23 protein-coding genes are annotated in these 23,021 nt (G+C 60.4%); 1 reads left to right on the plus strand and 22 read right to left on the minus strand.

Annotated elements, in window-relative coordinates; all coding sequences use genetic code 11:
- Positions 1-177: 177 nt before the first annotated feature.
- The 3 genes from PMW67_RS07145 to PMW67_RS07155 form a co-directional block, all read right to left on the minus strand.
- Positions 178-1,578: a phosphoglucomutase/phosphomannomutase family protein gene (locus PMW67_RS07145; RefSeq protein WP_055252637.1), complete on the minus strand. Its 1,401-nt coding sequence runs from the start codon at positions 1,576-1,578 to the stop codon at positions 178-180.
- A gap of 158 nt (positions 1,579-1,736) precedes the next feature.
- Positions 1,737-2,630, minus strand: coding sequence for a homocysteine S-methyltransferase family protein (locus PMW67_RS07150; protein WP_055252635.1), 894 nt, complete (start codon positions 2,628-2,630; stop codon positions 1,737-1,739).
- 10 nt (positions 2,631-2,640) lie between these two features.
- Entirely contained in the window at positions 2,641-3,063 is a 423-nt protein-coding gene (locus PMW67_RS07155) for a metal-dependent transcriptional regulator (protein WP_040359600.1), read from the minus strand.
- 120 nt (positions 3,064-3,183) lie between these two features.
- Here PMW67_RS07155 and pepT point away from each other — a divergent pair, with 120 nt between their 5' ends.
- Positions 3,184-4,431 (plus strand): peptidase T, encoded by a 1,248-nt coding sequence (gene pepT / locus PMW67_RS07160; RefSeq protein ID WP_271739290.1) that lies wholly within the window; start codon positions 3,184-3,186, stop codon positions 4,429-4,431.
- A 251-nt stretch (positions 4,432-4,682) separates the two neighbouring features.
- Here the strand turns inward: pepT and PMW67_RS07165 are convergent, their stop codons facing one another.
- From PMW67_RS07165 to PMW67_RS07250, 19 genes are all read right to left on the minus strand, one after another.
- A complete protein-coding gene (locus PMW67_RS07165) occupies positions 4,683-5,918 on the minus strand; it encodes an LCP family protein (RefSeq protein ID WP_117655380.1) in 1,236 nt (411 codons plus the stop codon).
- Positions 5,919-5,930: 12 nt separating this feature from the next.
- Positions 5,931-7,214: a UDP-N-acetylglucosamine 1-carboxyvinyltransferase gene (gene murA, locus PMW67_RS07170; protein ID WP_117766713.1), complete on the minus strand. Its 1,284-nt coding sequence runs from the start codon at positions 7,212-7,214 to the stop codon at positions 5,931-5,933.
- Between the two features lie 88 nt (positions 7,215-7,302).
- Positions 7,303-7,695, minus strand: a complete 393-nt coding sequence (gene atpC / locus PMW67_RS07175) for an ATP synthase F1 subunit epsilon (RefSeq protein ID WP_006235718.1) — start codon at positions 7,693-7,695, stop codon at positions 7,303-7,305.
- Between the two features lie 3 nt (positions 7,696-7,698).
- Entirely contained in the window at positions 7,699-9,153 is a 1,455-nt protein-coding gene (atpD, locus tag PMW67_RS07180; RefSeq protein WP_006235717.1) for a F0F1 ATP synthase subunit beta, read from the minus strand.
- Positions 9,153-10,061, minus strand: a complete 909-nt coding sequence (atpG, locus tag PMW67_RS07185) for an ATP synthase F1 subunit gamma (RefSeq protein ID WP_006235716.1) — start codon at positions 10,059-10,061, stop codon at positions 9,153-9,155. Before atpG ends, atpD begins: the two co-directional genes overlap by 1 nt.
- Before the next feature lie 5 nt (positions 10,062-10,066).
- Complete coding sequence (atpA, locus tag PMW67_RS07190) at positions 10,067-11,665, minus strand: F0F1 ATP synthase subunit alpha (RefSeq protein WP_035138794.1); 1,599 nt, start codon at positions 11,663-11,665, stop codon at positions 10,067-10,069.
- Positions 11,665-12,141: a F0F1 ATP synthase subunit delta gene (locus PMW67_RS07195; protein ID WP_117779406.1), complete on the minus strand. Its 477-nt coding sequence runs from the start codon at positions 12,139-12,141 to the stop codon at positions 11,665-11,667. Before PMW67_RS07195 ends, atpA begins: the two co-directional genes overlap by 1 nt.
- Complete coding sequence (gene atpF / locus PMW67_RS07200) at positions 12,131-12,733, minus strand: F0F1 ATP synthase subunit B (RefSeq protein ID WP_006235712.1); 603 nt, start codon at positions 12,731-12,733, stop codon at positions 12,131-12,133. Before atpF ends, PMW67_RS07195 begins: the two co-directional genes overlap by 11 nt.
- Positions 12,734-12,748: 15 nt before the next feature.
- Positions 12,749-12,943, minus strand: a complete 195-nt coding sequence (locus tag PMW67_RS07205; RefSeq protein WP_022094262.1) for an ATP synthase subunit c family protein — start codon at positions 12,941-12,943, stop codon at positions 12,749-12,751.
- Between the two features lie 124 nt (positions 12,944-13,067).
- Positions 13,068-13,871: a F0F1 ATP synthase subunit A gene (atpB, locus tag PMW67_RS07210; protein WP_022094263.1), complete on the minus strand. Its 804-nt coding sequence runs from the start codon at positions 13,869-13,871 to the stop codon at positions 13,068-13,070.
- A gap of 3 nt (positions 13,872-13,874) precedes the next feature.
- On the minus strand, positions 13,875-14,186 hold the full coding sequence (locus PMW67_RS07215) for a hypothetical protein (protein ID WP_117564996.1): 312 nt from the start codon (positions 14,184-14,186) through the stop codon (positions 13,875-13,877).
- Positions 14,187-14,466: 280 nt separating this feature from the next.
- Complete coding sequence (gene upp, locus PMW67_RS07220; RefSeq protein ID WP_035138786.1) at positions 14,467-15,114, minus strand: uracil phosphoribosyltransferase; 648 nt, start codon at positions 15,112-15,114, stop codon at positions 14,467-14,469.
- 123 nt (positions 15,115-15,237) lie between these two features.
- Positions 15,238-16,779, minus strand: coding sequence for a glycerol kinase GlpK (gene glpK, locus PMW67_RS07225; protein WP_089573103.1), 1,542 nt, complete (start codon positions 16,777-16,779; stop codon positions 15,238-15,240).
- 13 nt (positions 16,780-16,792) lie between these two features.
- Positions 16,793-17,536, minus strand: a complete 744-nt coding sequence (locus tag PMW67_RS07230; protein ID WP_271739292.1) for an L-threonylcarbamoyladenylate synthase — start codon at positions 17,534-17,536, stop codon at positions 16,793-16,795.
- Between the two features lie 134 nt (positions 17,537-17,670).
- Entirely contained in the window at positions 17,671-18,162 is a 492-nt protein-coding gene (locus PMW67_RS07235; protein ID WP_128620077.1) for a type II toxin-antitoxin system HicB family antitoxin, read from the minus strand.
- Positions 18,129-18,314, minus strand: a complete 186-nt coding sequence (locus PMW67_RS09780; RefSeq protein WP_089573106.1) for a type II toxin-antitoxin system HicA family toxin — start codon at positions 18,312-18,314, stop codon at positions 18,129-18,131. Before PMW67_RS09780 ends, PMW67_RS07235 begins: the two co-directional genes overlap by 34 nt.
- A gap of 68 nt (positions 18,315-18,382) precedes the next feature.
- On the minus strand, positions 18,383-19,633 hold the full coding sequence (locus PMW67_RS07240) for a N5-glutamine methyltransferase family protein (protein ID WP_271739294.1): 1,251 nt from the start codon (positions 19,631-19,633) through the stop codon (positions 18,383-18,385).
- A gap of 589 nt (positions 19,634-20,222) precedes the next feature.
- Positions 20,223-21,290, minus strand: coding sequence for a peptide chain release factor 1 (gene prfA, locus PMW67_RS07245; protein ID WP_055252487.1), 1,068 nt, complete (start codon positions 21,288-21,290; stop codon positions 20,223-20,225).
- Positions 21,291-21,581: 291 nt separating this feature from the next.
- Positions 21,582-23,009, minus strand: a complete 1,428-nt coding sequence (locus PMW67_RS07250) for a M20/M25/M40 family metallo-hydrolase (RefSeq protein WP_271739296.1) — start codon at positions 23,007-23,009, stop codon at positions 21,582-21,584.
- Positions 23,010-23,021: the final 12 nt, after the last annotated feature.

Below are 23,021 nucleotides of genomic sequence, written 5' to 3' on the forward strand. Positions count from 1 at the left end.
GCGGCTGATCCGGTCCGACCGGGCCGCGCGGCAAGGAGATATATTGCCAGACCGGAGGGGCGCCGGGGGCGGGAATCTGGGTGTACACATTTCCTACACAATTTGGGATCCGACTAACGTTTGCCAGCCGTTAACTACCGCTCACCGAGCATCTCTTTATATAAGGCAGTCTCATGGTTAAAGCGGATACGTTCCCCTAGCTAAAGCACAGCCAGCATCGAGCAACTCATCACGTTCTTCCACCGAGAACCCCTCGGCGTAGACGCGCACCACTGGTTCGGTCCCGCTAGGACGGACCAGCAGCCACGTGTCATCCTCGAATGCCAAACGCAAGCCATCCATATGACTAACGTTTTGCGGCACCTTGCCACAAATCGACTTGGGGTTTACGCCCGGCAGCAGCGTTCGTAACGTTTCGGCATCTTCGGCCTCAAGGCGCAAATCGCGTCGACCGTAACTCGTCTTACCAAAACTGTCCTCGAGTTGGTCGACCAGAACGCCCAAAGGCGCGTCCGTCTTTGCCATAAGCTCACACAGAATCAGACAGGCGAGGATTCCATCGCGCTCGGGCATATGCGCGGCGATGCCGATACCACCGGCTTCTTCGCCGCCCATGAGGACGCCGCCCTTCTTCATCTCCGCCGCTATATATTTGAAACCGACTGGTTTGACGGTCACGCGGCAGCCAAGCGCCTCGGCAATGCGACGCACGAGCGTCGAGCACGAAAGATTGACGACGACGCGCCCCTCCAAATTACGAAATTGAACCAAGTCACCCAAAACGAGCGCCATGATCTGATGCGGATGTATATATCTGCCGCGCTCGTCAACCGCGCCGATACGGTCGGCGTCGCCGTCGGTCACCAGGCCAGCGCAAGCTCCGTCCTCGATAACCGTATGCTCGCAAGCGTCCACCCACGGCTCAACGGGGTCGGGGCAGATATCTTCTTGGTCAGGCGCCTGCCCGGCGTGAATCTCGTGCACCTCAACGCCAAGCTCGCGCAGCAAGTCGGCTAGATAGCCCTGAGCTGCGCCGCCCATGGGGTCAACAACCACGCGCAGGTGCGCGGCGCGGATGGCTTCGGCATCGACAAACGATGCCACCGCTTGCATATAGTCAGGAATGATATCCGCGGTGCGATATTGCCCCTCGATCCCCATTGGCTCGGGAGCCATGGTCTCTTCGAGCTCTTCGATGACATCCTGGTTGGCGGTCGAGCCGTCACCCATGCGAATCTTGAGACACAGATAACCCTGCGGATGATGGGACCCCGTCACCATGAGCGCGCCGCACGCCTCACCGTCATAAGCCGCCGCCCACGTAAGAGCAGGGGTCGGAACAGGTCGCGAAGCGAGCACGGCGTCTAGCCCGTGCGCTGCTAGCACACCCGCCGCAAGCTCAGCGAACTCGCGCGCCAGGGGCCGAGTGTCGAACCCTATATATACCGTTTTGCCCGGATTGGTCTTTTGCCACAACTCGCCGACGGCATCGGCGATACGGGCAACGTTATCGGCAGTGAAGTCCTCATCGACGCGAGCGCGCCAACCGTCAGTTCCAAAATGAATTATCGCGCACACGCGCAGACACCTCACAGTGTTTGGATCATGGTACGCATGAGGTATACCCGCGATACACACTCGGCAACCTGCCGGCACCAGCATTCACCATTTGGGCAAATGCTGCCGAAGACATGCAGGCAATAAAAAAACCGCCCCGTATGGAGCGGTTTTGCCCTTTATATATCGAGCGCCTCGGCCATCGCTGCCGTAGTGATTGCCGTGGTTCCACAGCAACTGCCCACCATTGCGGCACCGGCATGTCTCCATTCGATGCATGCGCGCGCGAAAGCTTCGGGGTTCTCGTGCCATACGGGGCCATCCTGAGTCTGGACCGGATCGCCCACGTTGGGACGCACCGTGACGGGAGTAGTCGCCGATGCAACCATCCTAGGCACCGCCGCGTTCGCGGCCGCAAGCGAACAGCAATTAACACCAACCGAGTTTGCGCCGTGTTTTTCGGCGTACAAAACGGCTGCCTCGATGTTGAGGCCATCGCCCAACAGGTCGCCCTTGTCATCAACGACAAAACTCACCAGGACAGGCATGCCGTCAGCGGCATCTCGAGCGCCGGCAAGCATGGGCTGCAAATTACGGATAGACGTCACCGTCTCGATCAGCAGACCATCAACACCAGCATTGAGCAAGGCGTGCGCCTGTTCGCGCGCAATGCCTCGGATCTCACGAAACTCGGCAGAGTCCTCGGCAAACCACTCAATACCGATCGGACCCATCGAGCCCAGCAGCAGCTGAGGGTGCGCCTGGCGGGCATCGTCGACGGCTCCGCGATTGACCTCCGCCACGGACGGCGCAATCTGGTCGTGCTTGAGGGCATAGCTTGATGCCTGAAAGGTATTGGTAATGAGCACCTGCGCACCGGCGGCGACATACAAGCGATGGATACGAGAAACGGTCTGCGGCTCCGCCAGATTCCAAAACGCCGGTGGAATATCGGCGGCGTCGTACTCACTCAACAGAACACTGCCCATGGGGCCCTGCGCCAACAAGGTCTCGCTCGACAAGCGGCGCGTAAGTTCCTCGGCACCAAAGCGGTTGTAATAACTCGTATCCATATATATCCCGCTATTCCTCGACGCTGATTCCCTGCTTTTCGAGATAGGCGAGCCAGCGGCTCATCGTGTCCTCGGATAGCGCATGCTCCATCATGCAGGCCTCGGAATCGGCTCGCTCAAATTCGACACCGAGCTCCTGAACCAAAAACGTGCGGATGAGGCGATGACGGTACCAGATAGCCGTGCCAACCTCGCGGCCGCGATCGGTCAGGATTACCTTGCCGTAGTGCGATTGCTCGACAAGCTCGGATGCCTTGAGCGCCGAAACCGCTTTATTGACCGATGCCTTGGAGACGCCAAGGCGCTGCGCGATGTCGACCGATCGCACGCCGTTGGTTTCCCCCTCTTCGCTTTCAATGCGAACCATGCACTCCAAGTAGTCTTCGTTCGCCACCGTCAGATGTAGTTCGCGCGAGCTATTTGTCGTATCCATGATCTTCCGTCCCTTCTGCATTCAATGGCTGATTCTACCCCATCCAAGCGTCGCGGTATGCCGTGGCATACCGTGCTAGAGTTCTTGTTGCACACGACGACCAAGATTGGAGCGGTCTTTATGGAAAACACCACCACGAACCCCGATGTCCTCGAGCGCTTTTTGCGCTACGTCCAGATCAACACGCAGTCCGAGGATGCAAACTGCGACCAGGTACCCTCGAGCGTCGTTCAGTTTGACCTTGCCAACGTGCTGGCTGAAGAGCTGCGCGAGCTTGGTGCGGAAGATGCCCACGTGACCGAGCATGCCTATGTCTGCGCGCATATCCCCGCAAGTGCGGGCGCTGAGGACAAGCCCGCCCTTGGCCTGATCGCCCATCTCGACACCACCGAAGTTGCACCGGGCGCCGGCGTGAAGCCGCACATCGTACACTACGAGGGCGGCGACCTGGTCTGCGGCACGGTTGACGGTAAGCCCGTTGCCATGAGTACCGCCAAGCTTCCCGCCCTGAACGACCTCGCGGGTGAGGACCTGGTCTGCAGCGATGGCACCACGCTGCTGGGCGCGGACGACAAGACAGGCGTCGCCGAGATCATGTCGCTTGTCGCGCGTATCGCTCAGGACCCTTCTCTGCCCCATCCCGCACTCGGCATTTGCTTCTGCCCTGACGAGGAGATCGGCCACGGAGCCGAGCTGTTGGATATCGATACCTTTGGCTGCAAGTATGCCTACACGGTCGACGGTGGCCCCATCGGCGAGCTGGAGTGGGAGTGCTTTAATGCCGCTGAGGCGACCGTCTGCTTTGAGGGCCAGTCCATCCACCCGGGCGACGCCAAAGGCCGTATGGTTAACGCAGGCAATCTGTTCTGCGACTTCAACGCGTTGCTCCCCTACGTGCAGCGCCCGGAGTATACGGAAGGCTACGAGGGCTTTTATCACCTTGAGGGTGTATCTGCAACCGTCGATCACGCCACAGCGCGCTATATAGTCCGCGACCATGACGCAGCCAAGTTCCAGCAGAAACTCGACCTTATTGATGCCGCCGCCTCGATGCTCAACCAGCGCTTGGGTGACAAGCGCGTGACGGTCGAGATTAAGCAGCAGTATCGAAATATGGCCGAGATCGTTCGTGACTATCCCGAGCTTATTGATGTTGCCAAGGAAGCCTACCTTGCCTGCGGCGTTGAGCCCCAAGTGCTGCCGATTCGCGGCGGCACCGACGGCGCGCAGCTGTCGTTCCGCGGTCTGCCCTGCCCCAACCTTTCCACCGGCGGCTATTGCTACCACGGCGTCAACGAGTTTGTCCCGGTCAGTTCGCTCGTCAAGATGACCGACGTCCTGCAGGAGCTCGTCGCCCGTTTCGCATAAGCCTGGCTGCATAAGCCCAAAAGACGAATCGCCCCGTCCTCTACAGAGAACGGGGCGGTTTTTGATACAAGGGGAGTAGTCAACATCGCAGGTTGAGCCAACGTCAGCGAGCGACGTCCAAGGCGAACAAGTTGGCATGAAAAAGGCAGGGCATTGACCTTCTGGTCATGCCCTGCCTTTTGAATGACAAATTGTCGCCTTGGGCGGCGCGCAGCGTCGAGTCGTTACGGCGTTTGGTAAAACGCCGTAACTTAGTAGTTGGCCTCGTAACCGTTGCCGTCGCCGGTGGGCTGTTCGTAGTAGTCCGAATCGCTCGAATCGCTTGAGCCATCGGAATCGTCAGAGCTGACCGATGAGGTTGCGGTGCCGTTTGCGTAGTCGTCAGACGTGTTGTTGCTGAGGTCGCCGATCGTAGAGCTGGAGCCGTCGGAAAGACCCATGGTGTTGGGACCCTTGGGATCCTTGCCGGCATCGACGCGCTCCATCATTTCCTTGAGCTCGTCCTCGTAGACAAAGACGTAGCTCACACCGTCAATCATGGTGCTGTCGTCGGCGTACGAAGGCAGGTTGGCCGAGTAGATACCGTCGACATCCATACCGCGCATGGCGTTGACCGTAGAGACGATATCCTGAACGCTCATATCGGTCACGAGCATATCGGACAGCGAATTAACCAGGCCAAAGATCTTCGTGGCATCGAAGTTATTGAGAATCTGGTTGGCAAGGGCGCCAAGCACCTGACGCTGGTGGCGCATGCGCGTGTAATCGCCGTCGGCATAGGTGTAGCGGCAGCGGGCATAGGTAAGGGCGGTGGCACCGTCCATATGCTGCTGGCCAGCGGTAATCTTAATATCCAGGTGCTCGGGGTCGTCAACATCATCGGTTGCGTTAATGTCGATACCGCCAACCGAATCAATCAGCGCCTGCATACCGTCGAAGCTAACCTCGGCATAGTGGGAAATCTGAACACCGCACAGCTCGTTGACCGCCTCGACCATGGCCTCGGCGCCGCCAACGGTATGGCAGGCGTTGATCTTCATGGTCTCGCCCTTGTACTCGACCTTGGTGTCGCGCGGAACGGAAATGAGCGTCGCCTGCTTTTGCGTGGGGTCGATGCGTGCCAGGATAATCGAGTCGGCACGATACGTATCCTCGCCCGGACGGCCGTCGGTGCCAAGAAGCAGCACGTAGAACGGATCCTTTGCCTCATCGGTGTCAACCAGAACCCGACGCAGATTGTCAGTAATGACATTAGAATCGCCGAGCTTGCCCATAATGGTGGCAAACCACAGGCCGGCAGCGGTAGTGGCACTCAGCAGCACGCCAAGCACGACAATGAGCGCGACGTGACGAATCGTGTGGCTACGGCGACGTTGACGAGCGCGCTCGGAATAGCGAGCCACGTTATCGCGACTGTAGATCTTGGCCTGCGCACCAGTTGAGGGTCTTCGGGTGGTGGTATCCGCGAGGGGCTTTTTATTAAACATAGGCAACCTGTATTAGTAGATGACGGGATCGGGGACGGTAGCATGCTCGACATGCGCGCCAAGCGCCTGCAGCTTTTCGACAAACTGCTCGTAGCCGCGCTTGATGTGATGGATAGCCGAAACCTCGGTCGTCCCGTCGGCGATCAAGCCCGCTACGACGAGGGCCGCTCCGCCGCGCAGATCGGGCGAGGTAACCTGTGCACCCGAGAAGCCCTTGACGCCATGAATCATGGCATGATGGCTCTCGATACGAATGTCGGCACCCATGCGCACCAGCTCAGAGGCAAACATAAAGCGATTCTCGAAGATGTTCTCGGTAATAACGGAACTGCCGCCGGAGAGGGCGGAGAGCACCATAATTTGTGCCTGCATGTCGGTCGGGAAGCCGGGGAACGGAAGCGTCTGGATGTCGACAGGCTTGATACGCTCGGCACGGTTCACATGGACGCCATCCTCGACGCGCTCGCAGTCGATACCCATGAGCTCCATCTTCTTGAGCACCATACCCAAGTGAATGGGACAAAAGCCCGTGACATCGACACCGCGATCGTCTGCCATCAACGCACCGGCGACGATAAAGGTACCGGCCTCGATGCGGTCGCCCACTACGCGATGGGTAACAGGATGCAGCTCTTCCACGCCCTCGATGGTCACGACAGGCGTACCGGCGCCAACAATCTTGGCACCCATTTCGTTGAGCATGTTGGCGAGATCGACGATCTCGGGCTCGCGGGCGGCATTGTCGATAACCGTGGTGCCCTGCGCGCGCACGGATGCCATAATGAGGTTCTCGGTCGCACCGACACTGGCAAACTCGAGCGTGACGGTGGTACCGCGCAGGCCCTGAGGCGCGCTGGCGTTGATGTAGCCGTGGGCGGTATCAAACTCGACGCCCAGGGCCTCGAGACCCAGAATATGCATGTCGATCTTGCGGGCACCTAAGTTGCAGCCGCCCGGCATGGCGATCTTGGCGCGATGGAAGCGACCCAGTAGGGGCCCCATGACGGCGGTGGAAGCACGCATCTTAGCGACGAGCTCATAGGGAGCCTCCCAGGAATCGACCTGAGAGGTATCGATCTCGAGCGTGTGCTCGTCGAGAACATCGATCGTAGCGCCCATGCCCTTGAGCACCTTGCCCATCACGTGGACATCGGAAATATCGGGCACGTTCTGCAGCGTCGTCTTGCCCGGCGCCAGAAGCGTTGCCGCCATGAGTTTGAGCGCGGAGTTCTTAGCACCCGAGACGGGCACGGAGCCTCCGATGGCGTGGCCACCCTCAACGCGGATAATATCCAAGGTCTACCCTTTCAAAAAGCATGCCCGGGGTGGCCAAGCCATCCCGGGCATGATGTGTTCGCAAATGGTCGAACGCTAAATCGTTTGACTATTGGGCAAGCTTGAGCTTACACCATGCGATTTCATTATAGAGGTAGGCGCGGCGTGCATCATCCTCCGACAAATTACCCAGCTTCTCTTCAAAACCTTGAATATCAGCTTTAAGCTTGTCGGCATCGACGGTCGCCAAATCGCAAGCGCGCTCGGCGAGAACGGTCACGACATCGTCCGCAACCTGGGCATAGCCGCCGGCCACGGCAAACGTGTGGTCGACAGTGCCCATGGCCTTATCGGAAACGCGAACGTAACCGCGGTCGATCGTGCAGATCTCGCTGGAGTGAGCAGGCAGAACGCCAAACTCGCCATCCGTGGACGGAATCGACACAAACGCAGCGTCGCCCTCATAGGCGCAGCTCACGGGGCACACGATGCGGATACGCATAACCTACTTCTCCCCCATCTTGCGGGCGCGCTCGCGCACGTCCTCAATCGTGGAAGCATAGCGGAAAGCCTGCTCGGGCAGGTCATCGGCCTTGCCGTCGACAATCTCGGCGAAAGAGCGGACGGTATCCTCGACGCGGACGTAGACACCGGGGTTACCGGTGAACTTCTCGGCGACGTGGAAGGACTGCGAGAGGAACTGCTGAATCTTACGGGCACGGTTGACCGTAAGGCGCTGTTCCTCGGACAGCTCGTCCATACCCAGAATGGCGATGATGTCCTGAAGGTCGGAGTACTCCTGCAGGAGCTCCTGGACCTTGACGGCGACACGGTAGTGCTCCTCGCCGACGATCGAGGGATCGAGAGCGTCGGAGGAAGACGCGAGCGGGTCGATAGCCGGGAACAGGCCGAGCGACGAAATACTACGCGAAAGAACCGTGGTGGCGTCGAGGTGCGTAAACGTCGTGGCAGGCGCCGGGTCGGTCAGGTCGTCTGCGGGGACGTAGACAGCCTGGACGGAGGTAATGGAGCCCGTCTTGGTCGAGGTAATGCGCTCCTGGAGGTCGCCCATCTCGGTTGCCAGCGTGGGCTGGTAACCAACGGCGGACGGCATACGGCCCAGCAGTGCGGAAACCTCGGAACCCGCCTGGGAGAAGCGGAAGATGTTGTCGATGAACAGCAGAACGTCCTGGCCGCGATCGCGGAAGTACTCAGCGGTGGTAAGGCCGGCCAGACCGATGCGCAGACGCGCTCCGGGCGGCTCGTTCATCTGACCATAGACCAAGCAGGTCTTGTCGATAACGCCAGACTCGCTCATCTCGAGGAAGAGGTCGGTGCCCTCGCGGGTACGCTCGCCGACGCCGGTGAACACCGAGGTGCCGCCGTGCTCCTGGGCGAGGTTGTTGATGAGCTCCTGAATCAGAACGGTCTTGCCGACGCCGGCGCCGCCGAACAGGCCCGTCTTGCCGCCACGGATGTAGGGCTCGAGCAGGTCGACGGCCTTGATGCCGGTCTCGAAGATCTCGGTCTTGGTGGTGAGCTCGTCGAAACGGGGCGCTGCATGGTGGATGGGGTAGAACTCCTCCACCTCGGGCATGGGCTTGCCGTCGACGGGCTTGCCCATAACGTTCCAAATTCGGCCGAGCGTCTTGGGGCCAACGGGCATCTTCATGGGCTCACCGGTATCGGTGGCGATGAGGCCGCGCTGCAGGCCGTCGGTCGAGGACATGGCGACCGTGCGGACGACGCCGCCCGGAAGCTGGCTCTCGACCTCGAGGATCGTGCTCAGATGACCGATCGGGGTCTCGGCCTCGACCGTGAGCGCGTTGTAGATCGGGGGCACCGCGCCGTCAAACTTGACGTCGACGACAGGGCCGATGATTCGCACGATGCGACCATCACCGGCAGTCGTCTTCTTGGTGGCTTCCTCGACCGCAAGCTTTACGGTGTTATTAGCCATTACTGTTCCTCCAATGCTGAGGCTCCGCCGACGATCTCGTTAATCTCGGTCGTGATCGAAGCCTGGCGCACGCGACTATACGTGCGGGTAAGGGTCGAGATGATCGCGGTGGCGTTTTCCGTCGCGGAGTGCATGGCCTTGCGGCGTGCACCCTGCTCGGCAGCCGCCGAATCGATCAGGGCCTGGTAGATGACCGTCAGGATGTAAGACGGCACAAGCTTGCCGAGAACATGCTCGGGAGAGGGCACGAACTCGAACGTGGACGAGATGCGCTTAGGGGCGTCGGTCTCGTTCTTACGCGGACCGTGGGCCATAGCGATCATCTCGGGGTCGAGCGGCAACAGATGCTCGACGCGAAGCTCCTGATCCACGCGGTTCTTGGCGTGGTGGTAGACAAGCTCGACACGGTCAAGCTCACCGGCACGATACGCATCGCAGATATGAGAGGAGATCATGCGGGCCTGATTGAAATCGGGCTCAGAGGAGTTGCCCTCAAAGTGCATGACAACGTTTGCGCGGTCACGGAAATACGTGGCCGGCTTACGCCCGCACGCGATGATCTCGCACTCGATGCCGTCGTTCGCCCAAGAAGCGGCGAGCTTTTCGGCCGTGCGCTCCACCGTCGTATTGAAACCGCCGGCAAGGCCGCGGTCCGAGGCAATAACGACAATCAGGCCATGCTTGACGCTCTCATGCTTCTGCAGCATGGGATCGGTGCCCGAACAGGAGGCGTCGCCGGCGACCGTCAACATGACGTCGGTCAGCGCCTCCTTATAGGGCTCGGCCTGCTTGGAGCGATCGAGGGCACGACGGATCTTGGCCGTAGAGACCATCTCCATCGTGCGCGTGATCTGCTTGGTCGTGGTAACCGAGGAGATTCGCTTCTTAATGTCGCGAAGGTTAGCCATGGGGCTTAGTTCTCCTCTGATCCAGAAACATCCGAATGGTGCTTGGCCATGAACTGCTGCTTGAAGTCGCCGATGACGCGCAAGAGCTCAGCCTTGGTGTCATCATCGATCTTCTTGGCGCGAACCTTGTCGAGCAGCGAGCCAAAGCCATTGTCCATGTACTCGATGAGCTCGGCACGGAAGGGCAGCACGTCGGCGATCTCCAGGTCATCCAGGAAGCCCTCGTTGCCAGCGAACAGCGTAACGATCTGCTCGCCAACCTCAAACGGCTTGTAACGCGGCTGCTTCAGGAGCTCGGTCATGCGAGCACCATGGGTCAGTTGCTTTTGCGTGGCCTCGTCGAGGTCGGAGCCGAACTGCGTGAAGCCGGCGAGCTCCTGGTACGAAGCAAGGTCCAGACGGAGGTTGCCGGCGACCTGCTTCATGGCCTTGGTCTGCGCATCGCCACCGACGCGGGACACGGAGATGCCCACGTCGACTGCCGGGCGCTGACCCTGGAAGAAGAGCTCGGACTGCAGGTAGATCTGACCATCGGTAATGGAAATGACGTTGGTCGGAATGTAGGCCGAGACGTCGCCGTCCTGGGTCTCGATGATCGGCAGTGCCGTCATGGAGCCGTAACCGTTCTTCTTGGACATCTTGACGGCACGCTCGAGCAGACGAGAGTGCAGGTAGAAGATGTCGCCAGGATAGGCCTCGCGTCCGGGCGGACGATGCAGCGTCAGCGACATCTGACGGTAGGCCACAGCCTGCTTGGACAGGTCGTCGTAGATGACGAGCACGTGGCCGCCGGGGTTGGTCTCGCTGGCGGGCTTGCCGTCCTCGCCGTTGTACATGAAGAACTCGCCGATAGCGGCACCGGCCATAGGCGCGATGTACTGCATAGGGGCGGAATCGGCAGCTGTGGCCGAAACGATGATGGTGTAGTCGAGCGCACCGTGCTGAGCGAGGGTCTCGCGGATGTTGGCAACCGTGGAGGCCTTCTGGCCGATGGCGACATAGATGCAGACCATGCCCTTGCCGCGCTGGTTGAGGATAGCGTCGATGGCGATGGCGGTCTTACCGGTCTTACGGTCGCCGATAATGAGCTCACGCTGACCGCGGCCAATAGGCACCATGGAGTCGATAGCGAGCAGACCGGTCTGAACCGGCTCGCACACCGGGGTACGATCGATGACGCCGGGAGCCTTGAACTCGATGGGGCGACGGTGCGTGGCGACGATGTCGCCCAGGCCGTCGATGGGCTGGCCGAGCGGATTGACGACGCGGCCGAGCATGGCACGGCTCACGGGGATATCCATAATGCGGCCAGTGGTGCGGCACTCGTCGCCTTCCTTGATGGAGTCGACGGCACCGAACAGAACGGCGCCGACCTCGTCACGGTCAAGGTTCTGGGCAAGGCCGAAGACGGTCTCACCGGTATCGGAGCTCTTGAACTCCAGAAGCTCGCCTGCCATGGCGCTCTTGAGGCCGGAGACGCGCGCGATGCCGTCGCCTACCTCGTCGACCGTTGAAACCTCATGCGTATCGACCGTCGCGGAGAGGCTCGTGAGCTGCTCCTGCAGTTTCTTGGCGATATCCTGGGCATTGAGGGTTTCGGACATTAGGCTTCACCTCCGTACGAATTAGCAGAGTTTGCGAGGGTCTCCTGCGCGATGCGCAGCTGCGTCTTGACGGAAATATCACGACGCTCGCCGCGGGCCTCGAGCACCAGGCCGCCCACGATAGACGGGTCGACCCGCTCGATAAGGAATACCTTGCGGCCGAAGTCCTGCTCGCATTTCTTAGTGATGGTTTGACGCAGCTCGTCGTCGAGCGGGATCGCCGTGGTGACGGTCACGCCCACTACATCCTCGTCTTCCTCGGCAACATACTTAAAGGCAGCTGCCACCTTGGGAAGAAGGTCGAGCTGGTCGCGCTTGGACATGGTGTCGAGCACGGCGATGATCTCGGGGCTGGCAGAAGCCAAGCGCTCGATCATCTCGAGGTCCTCGAACACATGGTTCTCGGCCTTAGCGGCTTCCAGAAGGGAGCGCGCGTAGGTCTCGAGCACCTTGTCCTGATAGCGGCTAGTCGGCATTCAGGCTACCTGCTTCCTGGATGTAGCGCTCGATGAGCTTCTTCTGCTCGGCATCGTCCTCGAGTGCCTCGCCTACGATCTTGGTGGCGACGGCAACGGACAGGTCGGCGATGGAGCTCGCGGCACCGGCGTAAATGGACTTGCGCTCGTCCTCGACGGTCGTATGGGCCTTGGCGATGATCTCCTCGGCCTCCTTGTGAGCAGCCTCGATGATACGGGCGCGCTCGGACTCGGCGTCCTTACGGGCCTCGAGAACGATGTCGGCAGCCTGACGACGGGCGTCGGTGACGATCGAGTCGGACTCAGCGCGCTTGGCGATAGCCTCCTGCTTGGTCTTCTCGGCCTCGTCGAGGCTCTCCTCGATCTTCTTGCCGCGCTCCTCCATGGTTTTCATGATGCCCGGCAGGGCGACCTTGGCCAGCACGATCCAGATAATCAGGAAGGCGATAAGCGCCGGGATGAACTCCGCCATCTTAGGGATGAGGATGTCCGCACCGGCAGCGCCGTCCTCAGCGAACGCGGAAACCGGCATGAGCAGCGCGGCCGCGGACGCGGAGAGTGCGATCGCGCTCTTCTGGGATGAAAGATTCATACTTGACGCTCCGTGCTATTTAACGATCAGCGCGACAACGAAGCCGATCAGAGCCAGAGCCTCGCCGAAGGCGGAGCCCATGATGAAGACGGTGAACACGCGGCCCTGGACCTCAGGCTGACGGGCCATAGCACCCGTAGCACCCAGAGCAGACAGGCCGATAGCAAGACCAGCGCCGATAACACCGAGACCGTAACCGATAACTCCCACGATTCCTCCTTTGTCGTGCGTGTCTTATTTCACGCAGGATAACCTTTTTTATAACTGCCGGGCTCCATGGGTACGGGCACCGGCGGTTTAACGAATTGCTTACCTTTAAGGCGCGAGCGGAAGGCTACTCCTCCTCCGCGACCTCCTCTGCCTCGGAGACATACACGGCGGTAAGGACCGTGAAGACGTAAGCCTGGATGGCGCCGACCACAAGCTCGATCGCATAGATCAGGATGAGGATGGCAAGCCAGGCTAGCGAAGGCAGGGCGCCAACGGCGTGGGCCGCGGAAACCTGCTGAAGCAGCGGCTGCATGAACATGCTCGCCATGATGGCGAACGAGCCCATGACCACGTGTCCTGCGAACATGTTGCAGAACAGACGGACGGCAAGCGTGATGAGACGCAGGAAGGTCGAGAAAAGCTCGACGACCCACACAAGCACGTTCATCGGGAAGCTTACGCCCTGCGGGGCGAGGCTCTTGATGTAGCCGATCACGCCGTGAGCCTTGCATCCGTAGTAGATGAAGTACACGAAGGCGAAGATGGCGAGCGCGGCGGTGGAGCCGATTGCGCCGGTGCCGGGCTTCATTCCCGGAATCAGGCCGATCATGTTATTGATCAGGATGAACAGGAAAAGCGAGCACAGGAACGGGAAGTGCTTCTTCCAGTTCTCACCCACGACGCCCTTGCCGATATCGTTCTCGACGTACTCGATGATGTACTCGAAACCGTTGACGAAGAAGCCCTTGGGGACCAGGGTCTGCTTCTTCTTGAACACGGCCAGGACGATCAGGAGCACGATCGTGGAGACGATCAGCCAAAACGAGTACTGCGTGATGCCGCAGCTCAGATCGCCCACGACAGGGGTGGAGCTGAACTCGCTGACCAGATGATTAATCTCATCAGGCAGCTTTTCAAAAATTTCCACGACTTACCTTTCGACCTCATGAGGATCTCGCAGCGCCTTGACGACACGAACCGTGCAGGCAGCCATAAAGGCCACGAAGCCGATCGCCTCGCCCAGGAGGAACATGCGAAATGCCTCTCCGAACAACACAAACACAACCAAGGTAAAGACGAGCAGGGCGATTGCCGAGACCGCCAGACTCACCATACCCTTGAGCATGTCCGCATTCTGTTTATCGTCAAGAACCGGCTTGAGCGTAAAGACAAAGGGAAGGAAGGCAATTGCGCCCGCGATGGCGCCTGCAACGATAGCGAGCAGATCGGCTATCTGAAACACTGGCGTCCTCACTTTCCTTTTTAACGCTTCACAGAACAGTTCCCGCCAAACATTGGTGACTATTGTACGAGCCAATCGCTAAAGTACAACCGAAAAAGCATCGGTTAATACGCACCTGTTCGTTTTCTTAAGACCTTCTTTATGCCGCAGGTACGGTAATACGTTTTTCTCGAACCCTGCAGGGCAAAACGTCCGTTAACAGAAGTGCGCGCGGTCGCCTTTTGTTCGTCCGCGCGCACCGTTTCTTCGTATTTGCAGCCGCGGCCGTTTAGCCCAGCGACTAGAGCGTGCCGTAGATGCGGTCGCCGGCGTCGCCGAGGCCGGGAACGATGTAGGCAGCCTCGTTGAGATGGTCGTCGATGGCGCAGGTATAGATATGTACATCGGGATCCTTCTCGGTCAGCGACTTGAGGCCCTCGGGGGCCGCGACGATGCACAGCATGCGGATGTCCTTGACACCGCGCCCGCGCAGGTAGCTGATGGCCATCTCGGCCGAACCGCCCGTGGCGAGCATGGGGTCGACAACCAGGCAGATGCGCTGGTCGATATCCTTGGGCATCTTGCAGTAATACTCGTGCGGCTCGTGGGTGACCTCGTCGCGCTCCATGCCGATGTGACCCACGCGAGCGGAGGGCACCAGGTCGAGGATGCCGTCGACCATGCCAAGGCCCGCACGCAGGATGGGCACGATGGCGAGTTTCTTGCCGGCAAGCTGTTTGAACGTGGCGGTAGTGATGGGGGTCTCGACCTCGACGTCTTCCATAGGCAGGTCGCGCATGGCCTCGTAGCCGTCAAAAAGCGCGAGTTCGCGCACGAGCTGGCGGAACTGGTTGGTGCCGGTGTTTTTGTCGCGCAGGATCGACAGCTTGTGCTGGACGAGCGGGTGATCGACAAGCGTCACACGGGACGCATCGTAGGTGACGGTCATGGATTGATTGCCCCTTTCGTTGCGGCCGCAAAACGGCCTTGCTGACAAGGCGCGCAGCAATGTTGCCGCCGCACGCCATGCATTAGTTTAGCGGTTTGTTGTATCGAGCAGCCCATCGCAGCCCTACTGTGAGGTGCTGAGCGAGCGCCTGACTGCATCACGCCAGCCCGCAAGGTTTTGCTCGCGGCGCTCGGCGGACATGTGGGGAAGGAAGGTCCTAACGATCTGGGCATTTTGCTCCAGCTCTTCCAGGTCTTCCCAATAGCCGACGGCAAGACCCGCCAAGTACGCGGCACCGATTGCCGTGGTCTCCACCGTCTCGCATTGCAGCACGGGGATATCCAGCAGGTCGGCCTGGAATTGCATGATGAACTCGTTGCGCGAGGCACCGCCATCGACAGACAGGCGCTCAATCGAAAGCCCCACGTCCTGCTCCATGGCGCGCAGCACGTCGTAGCTCTGATATGCCATGGATTCGCAGGCGGCACGTACGATGGTCGCACGGCTCGAGGCGCCGGTCAGACCGCACACGATACCGCGAGCATGCGGGTCCCACCAGGGAGCACCCAAACCCGCAAAGGCGGGAACGAAGTAGCAGCCCTCGTTGTCGCTAATCGAAGCAGCGAGTTGTGCCGACTCGCTCACGCTCGAGATGATGCCCATGTTGTTGCGAAGCCAGTTCATCGTTGAGCCGGCGGCAAAAATAGAGCCCTCGAGCGCATAGCTGACTTTGCCGTCCGCAGCGATACCGATGGTGGAGACCAGGCCATTCTTGGATTCGACGATCTCGTCGCCGGTGTTCATGAGCATAAAGCAACCCGTGCCATAGGTGTTTTTGGTCTGGCCGGGACGGAAACAGCAGTGGCCGAACAGCGACGCCTGTTGGTCACCCGCCACGCCCATGATGGGCGGCATGTTGGTCATGATGTCGCTCGCGACGCGGCCGTAGTCGCCCGAGCTCCAGCGAACCTCGGGCATCATGGAACGTGGAACGTCAAAGAGTGCCAGCAGGTCGTCGTCCCAATCGAGCGTATGGATATTAAAGAGTGCCGTGCGGCTGGCATTGGTGTAGTCGGTGGCAAAGACCTGGCCGCCGGTGAGGTTGTAGATGAGCCAGGTGTCGATGGTGCCAAACATGAGGTCGCCCGCCGCCGCGCTTTCGCGTGCGCCGTCGACGTTGTCGAGAATCCACTGCACCTTGGAGGCCGAGAAATACGGGTCGAGCGTGAGTCCCGTGCGGGAGCGCACCAGCCCTTCTGCGCCCTGCTCGACAAGCTCGTCGATCAAAGGTGCGGTACGGCGGCACTGCCATACGATAGCGTTATAGATCGGCTGACCGCTCACGCGATCCCAGACCACCGTGGTCTCGCGCTGGTTGGAGATGCCGATGGCAGCAATGCGGTCGGAGTGGATACCGCTCTTAAACTGGACTTCCATCATGACGGCGATCTGGCTAGCAAGGACCGCCATGGGGTCTTGCTCCACCCAGCCGGGACGCGGGAAGCTGGTTTTGACGCTGCGACGTGCCTGCGCGACGATGCATCCGTACTCGTCGACGATGGTCGCAAGTACCGAGGTGGTGCCGCAGTCGAGCGCCATGATGTAGGAACCGCCAAAGTCAAACGAGGCATCTTCCATGCCCAGGCTGCCCAGATTCAACGACATCGCTTAAACCTTTCTATTGCATCGGGTCGGACAGGACCCATTCGATCTCTGATGCGGGAAGTGCGCCTTGGCGCAGGATCTGGAGCTCGCCGTGCTGAAACGACACGATGGTCGAGGCGTCGCGACACGGGGTCTCACCGGCGTCGACGGCAACATCGACCCCCTCCAGGATGCGACCCTCCACCGTGATAAAACTTGCCGGCGCGGGCGCGCCATGCGTGTTGGCGCTGGTGCAGGCAAGGGGGCTGCCACAGGCGCGGATGAGCGCCTGCACCACGGGCGAGGCCGAAGCGCGAAGTGCCACCGTGTCGTCGGCGGCGCGCATGAAGGTCGGCACGCAGGGGGCTGCCTTGACCACGATAGTCAGGGCTCCCGGCCAGCATCGTCGCGCGAGTATGCGGGCATCTTCCGGGATATCCACGCCATAGCGGTCGAGTGCTTCGACGCCATCGACCAGCCAAGCGACGGTTTGCGTGAGGTCACGTTGCTTGAGAGTGAAGATACGGCGATAGCCGGTGCCGAGCGCAGGAACTGCGGCGCCATTGACGGCAGCCTGCGGATCGCGCGGCCACGATGGGAATTCGCTTGTATCTTGGGGCACGGCGTCCGAGAAGGCGTTGACTGCCACGGCGACACCGTAGACGGTCTCGGTCGGGATCAAAGCCAGGCCGCCGCGGCCGAGCACCTCGGCCGCGCGCTCGACGGCAAGCCGATGCGGCTCGCGCGTTCCCTCGTATACCCGATAGACCGTCTGCATGTGTATGCCAGCCCCTTACGCTCTGGTGCAAGTTTGTTTACTGTGGGGCATTCTCGCACGAAACGTTCAACCTATTTGCCCAGAGCGCATGTTGGTTTGGTGAGCGGCTCTAGTAGTCGGTGAAAGTGAGGGGGTTACTGGACTGCGACGAACTTCTTTGGCCTGCCGGCGTGGCGTTCTTGGGCGGCGTAGCGCTCGATGCTGTCTATCGTTATCATCCGACGGCCGTCGACGAGTTCAACATCGAGCTTTCCGGCTTTGACCAGCGCGGTAATCCGCGGAGCGGAGACTTTGAGGTCCAGCGCTGCGTCTTTAAATGTTCGGCACGCCGCTTCCCGAGCGTCCTCGTGGTCGATTTCGACTGAAAGGGCCACGACCTCGGCCGAGCGTTCGTACCCCGCCGGAGTCAAACCGTTGTTGAGGTCGTCGGCCAAAAACGCCATCAGTGCCTCGGTAGCATGGGCAATCGCTTCTTCGCGCGTATCGCCATCGGCAAAGGCGCCGGGAATCTGCGGGAAGCTAGCGCAGTAACCGTCGTCTTCTTTTATGAGAACGCAGTCATAGGTAAATCGCTGCCTCATTTTGCCTCCAACTACCATCCAGCTTGGCGACGAATACTTGCCCACGTGCCCTTCTTTGGTCGATCACCACCAGAGCCGTTCACGGTGACAACACGGTCACCAGAAACATACTTAGCATGACTACCGACTTGCGCGACCTTCACGAATCCATCGTGCTTGAGTAGGGCAATGATTTCCCGAAAGGTAGGAGGTTGCATGGGCCGACCTCTTTCAGCCGTCCTAATTATAAACTAATTTATAATTTTTGCTAACCAGTTAATAAATATTACTGGCGCTGTTTGGGCTCGGTGACGATGGCTCGGACGATGCGGGGGCGATCGGTGAGGTCGTGGACGATGCGCACGTCCGACAGACCCGCTTGGCGGCAGAGCTCGGCCGCAGCGTCGAGCGCGCCCTCGTAGAGCTCGCAGGCAAAGAGGCCGCCGGCACGCAACATGTAGGGCGCCGCGTTGAGCAGGCGACGGAAGATATCGAGGCCGTCGGCGCCACCCTCGAGCGCCAGATCGGGCTCAAAGTCCTTGACCTCGTGCGGCAGCGAGCGCATGACATCGGTGGGGATGTAGGGCGGGTTGGAGACGAGTACGTCAAAGGTGCCCCACTCTTCACGGGGAATGGAGCTCACCAGGTTCGTGAGGCTGAAGGCGACCTCATCGGACGTGAGGCCAAGCGCATCGCGGTTTTTGGTAGCAAGGTCGATGGCGCGCGGCTCGATATCGGTAGCAGTGCAGGTGACGTGGCCGCGACGCTCCCAGGCGATCGAGAGCGAGATACAGCCCGTGCCGCAGCCGACCTCGAGAACGCGGGCAGTGCGGGGCTCGGCTGGGGCAGACACAGCGGCATCCTGAGCTGAAACCGTCTCCTGGTCGGCGCCCTCGATGGCGATGTCGTATTCGTCGAGCTCGGGCTCGGCGGCTTTTGCGGCTTCGGCTTCTGCTGCTTGCGCGGCGGCTTCCTCGGCCTCGCGATCGGCAAGCTCCTCGGCATAGGCGCGGCTACCGAGCACGTCGCTACCCAGCGCAGCCTCATCGGCGGCCGTCAGGTTGGCAGCACGGCGCTCGGCGGTCGCGCGTTCGTCGGCCAGCGCCGCCTCAGCTTTGCGGGCCTGCTCGACCTCATCGTTCCAAGGCAGCTCAACACGCTGACGGGCAGCGGCCTCGGGGCTCAGCACCTCGGTATCCAGATAATTGAGGACTTCCTCGACGAGCATCTCGGTCTCGGGGCGCGGAATGAGCACACCGGGGGCGCACGCGACGTCGATCATGCGAAACTGCGTGCTGCCCGTGATGTATTGCAGCGGCTCGCCTTTGGCGCGACGAACGACGGCCGCGTGCATGGTCTCGAGCTGGGCTGCGTTAAGCGTCTCGTCCATGCGCATATACAAGTCGATACGCGCCAGGCCCGTGGCCGCGCACAGCAGCCACTCGGCAGAAAGACGGGGATGCTCCTCGCCGCGCTCGGCCAGGTACTCCTTGGTCCACTCGAGACAACGCTTGATGGTCCAAATCTCGTTTGCCATGGGGCCCTCCCCTCTTAAGCGCCGGGCGGCGCGCGAATGTCGGAGCAGATTGTAAGCGAGGCCAGCGCTTGGCAAGGGACGATTGAAGGCGATTATCGAGAATCAGCCCAGAATTTTGCACCGGGCTCGCTCAAAGTGTTCATTCGCCGACGTCTAGATTTGCATTCGTCAAGCTTTTGGCAAGGTTGCCCCAAAACTGACCAATATCTAACCAAATACTTGCCACATCGCTTGACGCGCGACGCACCAAAAAGGGCCCCGCGACTTCTTGGACGATTTTTTGAGCATTATTTTCGGTAGCGGATAGATATCGTTAATTGCTTTTAGCAGGCAAGCAGCTCAAAGGCCATCAGAACCGATTGAATAACATCTCAAAGCAATGTCACCAATGACTCCCTACGGATCATTTGACAACCAAGGAAACGCCGATGTTTTGGCAATGTCAGCGAGCGACGTCCAGAGCGAACAAGTTGGCATGAAAAAGGCAAGGCATAGACCTTCTGGTCATGCCCTGCCTTTTGAATGACAAATTGTCGCTCTGGACGGCGCGCAGCGTCGACTGGTCCGCCGTTCGGTAGAACGGCGGAACCTAAACCGCCTGTGCCAGCTTCTCGGCTCGCTCGGCGGCGGCGAGCGCCTCGATGACGGTGCCGAGCTGATCGCCCAGAAGGACGCCGTTGTAGGTGGAGTTGAAACCGATGCGGTGATCGGTCACGCGGTCCTGGGGCTGGTTGTAGGTACGGATCTTCTCGGAACGGTTGCCGTGGCCGATCTGGCTCTGGCGCTCGGCACCGAGCTCTGCCTGCTGCTTCTCGAGCTCCATCTCGTACAGACGGGCACGCAGCATCTGCATGCAGACTTCGCGGTTCTGGATCTGGGAGCGCTGTTCCTGCGACTGCACCACGGTGTTGGTGGGCAGGTGGGTGATGCGCACGGCGGAATAAGTGGTGTTAACGCACTGACCGCCAGGGCCGGAGGCGCAGTAGGTGTCGATGCGCAGGTCGGACTGGTTGATCTGGACGTCGATCTCCTCGGCCTCGGGAAGCACGGCGACGGTTGCCGTGGAGGTCTGGATACGGCCCTGGGACTCGGTCTTGGGAACGCGCTGGACACGGTGTACGCCGGACTCAAACTTCATGACGGAGTAGACGCGGTCGCCCTCGACCTTGAACTCGATGGACTTAAAGCCGCCGGCCTCGCTGGGGCTGGAATCGAGCACGGTGGTCTTCCAGCCACGCGACTCGCAAAAGCGCTGATACATCTTGTACAGGTCGCCGGCGAAGATGGCCGCCTCGTCGCCACCAGCGGCGGAGCGGATCTCGACGATGGTGTTCTTGTCGTCGTTGGGGTCGCTCGGGATGAGCATGTACTTAATGTCTTCCTCGAGCTGGGGAAGCTTGGCCTCGTTTTCGGAGATGTCCATCTGGAGCATCTCCTTCTCATCGGCATCGGTAGTATCGTGGAGCATTTCCTTGGCAGCCTCGATGTCATCGAGCGCGCCGATGTACTCGCGCGAGGCGGCGATGAGGTCGGACTGGTGAGCGTACTCCTTGTTGAGACGCGTGAACTCCTTGATGTCGGAGGCAACGGCCGGGTCGGAAAGCTTCTTCTCGAGCTCCTCATAGGCCTTGATGATCTTTTCGAGCTTGTCGCGCATGGCGGGACTCCTTTATATGCGTGAAGGTGAAAATCGGCAGAATTGATGGGGCGCATGGCGCCACTGCGGGGGTAAGCCCAGCTAGAGCATGTCGATCTTCAGATACATGCGCATCCCTTCGCGTGTGGGGTACATAGTTGCGATCTAACCCATACATGATAGCGTGCGCAGGCAAACCTGCATATAACCCGCACGGAATGAGTGGACGTAGCCGTTGGGTACGTTCCTTAACGACTAGTCGTTTAAGAGCGTCCCCAACGGCTAACAAAGGGACTGTCGCTTTGTCACATTCTAGAGCGTTTGAAGCAGAGCGACGAAAAAGCGTACGCCCTGGAGGTAGGCGCGGCGGGTGATGCGCTCGTTGGTGCCGTGGACACCGCGCTCGCACTCGTCATCGTCTACCACAAAGGCCGAGAAGCGAATGCACTCGGGGCAAATGCGCTGGTAGTTGGCAGCATCGGTCGCGCCAATCACGGTCGAGGGAACGATACCGATAGGAGCTCCGCCCGCCGCTGATGATCCGTTTTCCTCCGTCCCCTCTGGATCACGGAAATAGCGGGCGGCGATGGCGCGGACGGTCTCGAGTCCCGGTCCGCCGATGCGCGGAGACGGCGAGGGTTCGGAGCTGCCAGGACCGAGCTCGATCTCGACACGGTCGGCGAGCCCCGCCTCGGCAACGGCGACGCGGCAGCAGGCCACGACATCGGCCACACTCGTGCCCTCGAGCATGCGGAAATTGATATTGGCCCACATATCCTGTGGCATCACATTAGCGCCAGTGCTGCCGCCTTCGATCTGCGTGGGCGCGCAGGTGGTGGTCACGAGCGGATAGAGCTTCTTGCTGGCGAGGCAGTCGCGGACAATGACGCCCCCGTTGGCGGCAATCTCATCCGCCGTGTAGAGCCCCAGCTCGACGAGCTGTGCGGCAAGTAGATCGGTCACACGCGTCGGCCACTCGATATCGCAGATTGCGGCGATAGCGCGGCTCAGTACCTCGAGCGATGTGCCGCCGTAGGGGTTGGACGAATGCCCGCCCTCACTCTTCGTCTTGAGCACAATATCGGCGTAGCCCTTCTCGGCAAGGTCGGCATGCATAAGCCAGCCCTCGCCCGCGCCGTACTCGGCAGCCGAAACAATACGGTAGTCACCCTCGTCGATCAGGTATTCAAGTTCAACACCGCGCTCCTCGAGCACGCGGCCGATAGCTCCAGCGCCGTACTGCGTGGTTTCCTCGTCCTGGCCAAAGGCGAGCAACAGCGAACGCTTGTGCTCCCAGCCGTGCGCCAACGCATACTCAACCGCCTCGAGAATGCCTGCGACCTGATCCTTCATGTCGATAGCGCCGCGACCCCAAATGTAGGTGTCGTCCACCTGTCCGCTAAAGGGGGCGTGCGTCCAGTCGGCCTCGGTACCCGGCACCACGGGGACCACGTCCATGTGGCCCATGAGCATGACGGGTTTGAGGGCGGAGTCGGAACCGCCAAGCGTCACCAACAGCGAGTGGTCGATAAGCTCGACCTCGCCCGCCGCAAACACGCGCGGCCAGGCCTGCTGCATATAGGCGCGCAGGTCGTCGAAGGGCTGCCAGTCCACCGCCTCGGCATCCATGCTCGAGATGGTCGGAAACGACAGCACGCGGCCCAAGCGCTCGCACGCGCCGGCCTCGTCCATATCGGCAAAATCGTCCTCATGCGCAAAGAAGCGCCAAACCTCGGCCATGACATCCTTTCG

It is taken from the genome of Collinsella aerofaciens (assembly GCF_028209395.1).
Taxonomy (GTDB): Bacteria; Actinomycetota; Coriobacteriia; order Coriobacteriales; family Coriobacteriaceae; genus Collinsella; species Collinsella aerofaciens_AZ.